The sequence below is a fragment of the Flavobacterium sp. genome (assembly GCF_044361015.1).
Classification (GTDB): domain Bacteria; phylum Bacteroidota; class Bacteroidia; order Flavobacteriales; family Flavobacteriaceae; genus Flavobacterium.
The window spans coordinates 1-2,640 of record NZ_JBIKJL010000112.1; the positions used below are offsets into that span (position 1 = coordinate 1).

The window sequence follows — 2,640 nt, forward strand, 5'->3', positions numbered from 1 at the left end:
TTAGTTGATAATTTTGGCTTTTATTTTAATATTTAGAAGAGGATATTCTCCTTCATCTGTTTTTTGGGAAGCAATTTCATCTAGAACATCAAAACCCTTTGTGATTTTTCCAAAAACAGTATGTTCACCATCTAAATGATGTTCTCCTTTTTTATTTTGAATAAAATAAAATTCAAAAGGATTGCTTAATTTTTCAGGATTGTTATCCCAACTTCTAGCTGATGCTAAAGCTCCGTAATTGTGACGAAATGATTTTTTAAATTCAGCCGGAATTAAATATTTTCCAATTTTTTTTCGTTCCTTTTTAGTGATACTTTCATCAGAATTCCCACCTTGAATTATAAAATTATTAACCACCCTATGGAAATAAGTAGTATTGAAATAGTTCTTTTTTACTAAGTAAATAAAATTTGCTCTATGAAGAGGTGTTTCATAAAATAATTCAATTTCAATATTTCCAAATTTGGTTTCAATTAAAACCTTATTTTCTTTGTTTTGCTCTCCATACCATGTAAGAAAATCAATAACATTCTCATCTGATATAACAATCGTTTCCAAATCATATTTTAGTTTTGGCTTTTCAATTTTAATACTATGATGACTATTTTCTTTGACTCTATTTTTTTCTGATGTATCTTTAGATTTCTTTTCACAAGAATAAACAGAAAAAATAAGTAATAAAAGCAGAATTTTATGGAGTTTCATAATTTTTTAAAATATATTCCAAAAATAGCAAAAGAAAAGCTTCCTGCTGCAAATGCTCATTTAAAAATGGCACCTGTCGAAAGAATTGAAATGCTTAAAGAATTGAATATTGATAGTAAAAATCCACGTAAGGCAGCTGTAATGATGCTTTTTTATCCCAAAAATAATCAGGCACATCTTTTATTAATCGTTAGAAATTCTTATCCAGGTGTTCATTCTTCACAAATTGCTTTTCCAGGAGGTAAAGAAGAAGAGTTTGATGAATCGTTAGCAGATACTGCTTTGCGAGAAACAGAGGAAGAAATAGGTGTGCAAAAGTATAAAATTGAATTGATAAAATCGTTTACAGAAGTTTATATTCCTCCAAGTAATTTTCTAGTTTCTCCTTTTTTAGGGATTTGTCAATCTGAATTGAAATTTGAATTGCAAAAGGATGAAGTTGCGGGTATCATTGAACTTCCATTCAATGATTTTTTAGATGACAGAAAAGTGGTCATGAGAAAGCTATCAACATCTTATGCTAATGAAATTGATGTTCCCGCTTTTCTAGTAAAAGAGCACATTGTTTGGGGTGCCACTGCTATGATGATGAGTGAACTAAAAGAAACTATAAAATTGGTACTTTAATTAGTTAGTTTTTTATAAATTAGCCATCTTATTTTTCTCCAATAAAATATTATTATGGGATTATTTAAAAGAAATCCTTTCGGACATATTCTGTTCCTTAAAAAATGGCTTATTCGAGTTTTCGGGGTGATGACCCATCGTCGTTACAGAGGTTTTAATGAGATGCATATTGAAGGATCCGAAATCATTAAAAGCCTTCCGGATACAGGTGTTTTATTTATCTCAAATCATCAAACTTACTTTGCAGATGTTGTAGCCATGTTTCATGTTTTTAACGCTAGCTTGAGTGGGAGAGAAGACACTATTAAAAATGTAGGTTATTTATGGAAACCGAAAATGAATATTTATTATGTAGCTGCCAGTGAAACCATGAAGGAAGGTTTACTTCCAAGAATTTTGGCTTATGCAGGTGCGATTACTGTGGAACGAACTTGGCGTTCGAAAGGAAAAGACGTCAAACGAGAAGTGAATCCGAATGATACTGAGAACATCAGAATAGCTTTAAATGATGGTTGGGTAATCACTTTTCCGCAAGGAACAACCCGTTCTTTTAAACCGGTTCGAAAGGGAACCGCTCACATAATCAAACAACACAAACCTATTGTAGTTCCAATTGTGATTGATGGTTTTAGACGTTCGTTTGACCGCAAAGGATTGCGAATCAAAAAAAAGGGAATTCTACAATCAATGGTTATCAAAGAGCCTTTGCAAATTGATTACGAAAACGAAACTGTTGAAGAAATCGTAGAAAAAATTGAATTTGCTATTGAACAACATGCGTCGCTTTTGAAAGTAATTCCTGTTGAATTGTTGCAAGAGCAAGCGGAATTGGACATAGAAAGAAAATGGAAATATTAAAAAACAGGTTCTACTTTGTATCCTTTTTTTCTAAGCAATTGAATTACGCCCATTTCACCGCCTAAATGTCCGGCACCCACACCAAAAAAAGTTGCTTTTTCTTTGGCAACTTTTTCAATAATTGGAATCCAATTTTTGTTTCTGTTGCTTAAAAGAATTTCTTCAAATTTTGAAGTGATTTCATTTTCTGATTCTTGAGAAACAGTGTAAATAGCATTAATATCCTCTGATTTATAGATTTCGAGAAGTAACTCCATTTCTTTTTTATCTTTCTCTAAATTGTTTTTAGCAGTTTTAACCAACTCTTTCATTTGAACTTCATATGGAATAGCATCAAATACGTTCATTTGTTCCTCAATTGATTCCAAACCAAAAACTTCTTCTTGCTGCTCTTTGATTACAGTCATTAGATTTCCTTCTACTGATTGCATTGCACAATCAATCATTTTA

Annotated in this window: 4 protein-coding genes; 2 read left to right on the forward strand and 2 right to left on the reverse strand. The window is 31.4% G+C overall.

Annotation, left to right across the window (positions count from 1 at the left end; genetic code table 11):
- Complete coding sequence (locus ACIQ2Z_RS12910; RefSeq protein WP_396184576.1) at positions 1-705, reverse strand: peptidylprolyl isomerase; 705 nt, start codon at positions 703-705, stop codon at positions 1-3.
- Between ACIQ2Z_RS12910 and ACIQ2Z_RS12915 the strand changes: the two genes are divergently transcribed.
- Together ACIQ2Z_RS12915 and ACIQ2Z_RS12920 are read left to right on the forward strand one after the other, a co-directional pair.
- Positions 694-1,332: an NUDIX hydrolase gene (locus ACIQ2Z_RS12915; RefSeq protein ID WP_396184577.1), complete on the forward strand. Its 639-nt coding sequence runs from the start codon at positions 694-696 to the stop codon at positions 1,330-1,332. The genes ACIQ2Z_RS12910 and ACIQ2Z_RS12915 overlap by 12 nt on opposite strands.
- A gap of 54 nt (positions 1,333-1,386) precedes the next feature.
- Positions 1,387-2,190, forward strand: a complete 804-nt coding sequence (locus tag ACIQ2Z_RS12920) for a lysophospholipid acyltransferase family protein (RefSeq protein WP_396184578.1) — start codon at positions 1,387-1,389, stop codon at positions 2,188-2,190.
- Here ACIQ2Z_RS12920 and ACIQ2Z_RS12925 read toward each other — a convergent pair.
- A partial coding sequence (locus tag ACIQ2Z_RS12925) for a TraB/GumN family protein (RefSeq protein ID WP_396184579.1) occupies positions 2,187-2,640 on the reverse strand: 454 nt, incomplete at its 5' end. The two genes, ACIQ2Z_RS12920 and ACIQ2Z_RS12925, sit on opposite strands and share 4 nt — an antisense overlap.